Below are 4,192 nucleotides of genomic sequence, written 5' to 3'. Positions count from 1 at the left end.
CTATTTTAAAAATACAAAAAAGAAGGAATTCAGGAAATACGGCGCTCAAATAAACAAAGTGACACTCACTAATCCGTGTCTATGGGATGATTACACTAAATATTTATTAATGAAAAACCGATTTTCTTTAAAATAGTAGGGGGGATACAAAACGCTGACCTGCCTGACGAAAATCGGTACCATAGAGCAGTTCAAGCACTTCATTTAAGAAAGAACCATTTTCTACGAGACAGAGGAAGGAAGAGATCAGATCAGCACTTCACAAATTTTTCGGGAAAGTTGGATAATATCGAAGGGTTTCTGGATAAACCCGTGGCACCCTTTATTCATAATCTGCTGTGCCTGATCGTTTAAACTGTAGCCGCTGCTGAGGATTATCCTTGCCGAAGGGTTCAGTTCCCTGATACGGTCAAAGGTTTCGCCCCCCGAGAGCCCCGGCATGATCATATCGAGGATAATAAGGTCAATTCCGTCTTTTTTTTCTTTATAGAGCGTGATTGTTTCCTCTCCGTTTTTAACTCCGTATACGCTGTACCCGAGGGACTCAAGAATCGCTTTGCTTACGGCAAGGACATCGGGCTCATCATCGACGAGAAGGATTGTCTCCGTGCCTCTCATAATTTCCGGAGCCGCAGGTTTTTCTTTCACAACATCCTTCTCTGATGCAGGGAAGCAGAGTACAAATGTAGTTCCCTTGCCGAGTTCACTAATGACGTCGATGAAACCGTTATGGTTTTTTATAATGCCGTAAACCATTGCAAGACCCAATCCGGTACCCCTGCCAAGCTCTTTTGTGGTGAAGAAGGGTTCGAAGATTTTCTCTTTCGTCTTCTCGTCCATGCCTACACCGGCATCGCTGACGTATATACGCACATACCTTCCTGGCATCATTGAATAAGGTTTTACATAATCCTCGCCAACGATAATATTCTTTGTTTCCAGGGAAAGGTCTCCTCCTGCGGGCATAGCCTGCCAGGCATTGAGGTAGAGGTTGAGGAGTACCTGTTCGATTTGGCCCTGGTCCGCCTCCACAACCCATATGTCCTTTTCGTATTTGCGATGGATGGCAACCTCCTTTTTGGTTCTGCCGAACATAGTGGAGGTCTTTTCAATCAGTTCATTCATATTAACCGGTTTGACCACATATTTTCCGCCCCTTGCAAAACCAAGCAGTTGCCTGGTCAGGTCTGCTGCGCTTTTTACCTGCTCTTCGATACGCTTTAGCCGCTCATAGTGCGGATGCTCTGCGTTGATGTCCAGCATCATAAGCGATGCATACCCCTGAATGCCCATAAGAATGTTGTTAAAATCATGGGCAATACCTCCCGAAAGGGTGCCGATCGCTTCCATCTTCTGGGCGTTCATAAGCTGTGTTTCCAGTCTTTTCCGCTCGGTAATATCCTCGCACACCATCATATTATCGCCGTTCCCCAGGAGCACAGGGATAAAACTGATTACCTTCGTTGACCCGCCTTTGCATGTTACATCAAAGACCCTTGGCCGCTGCTCTCCGGAACTGGCACTGTTCAGATCATCCAACCATGTTGATATGACACCGCGTCGGTAGGCTGCATCAGGATATGCCTTTTTGAACCATGTTTTCCCGTCGGGTATGTCATTGAGGTCGTAGCCGAAGATGTCCCTGTATTTTGGGTTGATATAGAGGAATTGTCCATTTTTATCGATTAAAGCCATCCCGAAAGGGGCATTTTCCGAAAGGATGAGCAGTTTTTCCTTCTCATTGAAGAGTGCTTCTTCGGCCTGCTTACGCTCGGTGATATCACGGATGGATTCAATCGCCCCAACAACATTCCCATGGGTGTCGTAAAGAGGGCCGGCCTTTGCCCAGAGGATTCTGTTCAGTCCGCGCACACATGGCACATTCGTTTCCGTGAAGAGTGTATCGCCTTCCTTTTTGATAAAGGCATATTGTTTTTCAATATTCTGATCCCAGGTAGTAACAAAATTAATCAGGATAGGCCGCCGCGTCCCATAAAAGGGAATGGCATATTCATAGTCACCCTTGCCGAGCATCGTCTCAGCAGGAAAACCGGTCATTTCTTCAATCGCCTTATTCCATGTGATAATCCTGCCTTCTCGGTCTATTGCGAGGGTTGCATCGGGAAGGAAATTGATAATGTCTGCAAGCCGTCTTTCCGATTCACGGAGTTCTCCTTCCACAATTCTCCGCCCTTTTTCTTCCTGAACAATGCCCCAAGCTTTCATGCCGTAGTAGGAAAAGATGGTACCACTCAGGATAAGCATCCCGATAATAATAAGAAGTCTGTTTCTGAAATCCTTCAGTGATGCCAGGACTTCATCTTCAGATGAGGCGACAACAATGGACCAGAAAGTATTCCCCATTCTGATGGGCATATAGACGGCATGTTTTTTCACCGTCTGCACTGACTGCCCCATAATCATGTCAAAAAGATACGTCGTGACACCCTGGTTCCCCTTGAGCATCTCCCTGGTCATGGTAATGATAGTGGGAAAATCCTTACAATTTTCAAAAACAGATTTCCCCATATGGCCAGGAACGGGGCAGTAGAGTTCAATGCCTTCCCTGCTTATCACCCAGGCGTAACCTGTTTTGCCAATCCTTATGTCTTCGAGGTATCTCTTTGCCAGGGCTTGGAAATTTATGAGGATAGCGATAGAACCATCATACCTGTTCCCCCGGAAGACCGGCACGTGAAGGGCAACCGAATCAAAACCCTGAACAGCGGAAAACACATCACTCACAACCGGTTTATGGGTGCGCATGATCTCCCGGATATGTTTTTGGTAAGAGATATCCGCACCTATGGATTTTTTTACATAGGGTACCGTATAGGTGATCCTACCCCGTACATCGACACGGGTGACGCCTTTTATCCGATCCTTATGGGCATATAAGAAAATGGCCATCTCTTTTTTGCCCGCATCGTTGAGGGTGATAATTGCCTCATCTTCCGAAAGATATGTCAGCCTGTCTATCCAACGAGCAAAAAATTCCTCAATATCGTTGGCTGCATGTTGTGCATGAAGCATCTGGCGGGCATTCAGTTCCTGTATGGCAGTCTTTTTTGCTTCTTCATAGAAGGCAAAAAACAGATATCCACAGAGACACACCAGGAAAAAGAGGAAGAGAAAACGATACCTGTATTTCATAATTGCTTCTCCATACCCATCACCTGGTGACAAATAGTGCCGGGACATATCAAGATAGTAAGCATACTATCGTAGAGATGCAGAGGCGTCAGATGTAAATCCATGTGAAACATAGTCACCTCTGCCAATTAGATGCAAAGCCGGTAGCGCCACGCTTCATTATCATTATCGCACAACATCCTGATGAAGTTAAGGAAAATTCCCTATTTCATGTCATTCGTTACCGCTTGAAAGCTGCTATGAAAGTTAAAATGCTGTCTGCGTTTGTTTCGGGAAGCGAGCGATTATGGAATATATCGATTGCGGATTTCGGCAGTGATTCAGTGAATAGTAGTCTAAAATCAGTCGTTAGTCGTTAGTGAATAGTAGTCAGTTAAAACCTATTCACTATTCACTGCCTTCATCGCCGTTCCGCCGATACGCCGTCTCGCCGGTTCGGTTCTTCTCACCTGTTCACGCCTGAGGGGGCTTTTTCTTGCCTGATAGCCACCTGAATCTCATCAGGGGTTTTTAAAAGCTAAATCGTCTGAAGTAGCGTCCGTATTGACTTTCCAAAGATTTCAATAATTGCAGCAAATGTTGCTGCAATTTCCTCAGATACCGAGTCAGGTCTCCTCATGTAGCTCACAAGCACGCTCATCACCCCTTCCACATCATAACCCCATATCAGAAAAGAGGGCGAAAGGCGAATGGTGAAAGGCGATAAAGACTGTTCAATGTTCAAGGTTCAACGTCGAACATAGAACAGCTTCTTTACGGATTTGTTTTCACTTGAACCCTCGACCCCTTGCGTCAATCATTTAAGACCGGAATACATTTCATGAATAAATTGTGCGTTCCACAAACAAACAAATGAAACAATGAATCTTGAAAAGTATTTAGTAGATTAACGCTTGAGAGAGACATTCATAGGGGTATTGCTGGTGAATATTGTACCGATACAGGGTTCCGATGGATTTATGTATATGATACCTACCTGTCCAGCACCTCACGGACCTTCTGGAGAAGCCTGTTGAGTGACAATGGTTTGGCAATAAAG

General features: G+C 45.3%; 2 protein-coding genes. Both read right to left on the bottom strand.

Annotation, left to right across the window (positions count from 1 at the left end; genetic code table 11):
• Positions 1–246: 246 nt before the first annotated feature.
• A complete protein-coding gene (locus tag NTX75_09730; GenBank protein MCX5816502.1) occupies positions 247–3,153 on the bottom strand; it encodes a PAS domain S-box protein in 2,907 nt (968 codons plus the stop codon).
• A gap of 517 nt (positions 3,154–3,670) precedes the next feature.
• Complete coding sequence (locus tag NTX75_09725; GenBank protein MCX5816501.1) at positions 3,671–3,877, bottom strand: hypothetical protein; 207 nt, start codon at positions 3,875–3,877, stop codon at positions 3,671–3,673.
• Between the last annotated feature and the right edge of the window lie 315 nt (positions 3,878–4,192).

Source organism: Pseudomonadota bacterium, assembly GCA_026388315.1.
Classification (GTDB): Bacteria; Desulfobacterota; Syntrophorhabdia; order Syntrophorhabdales; family Syntrophorhabdaceae; genus MWEV01.
This window is presented reverse-complemented; position numbering and strand designations above follow the sequence as displayed.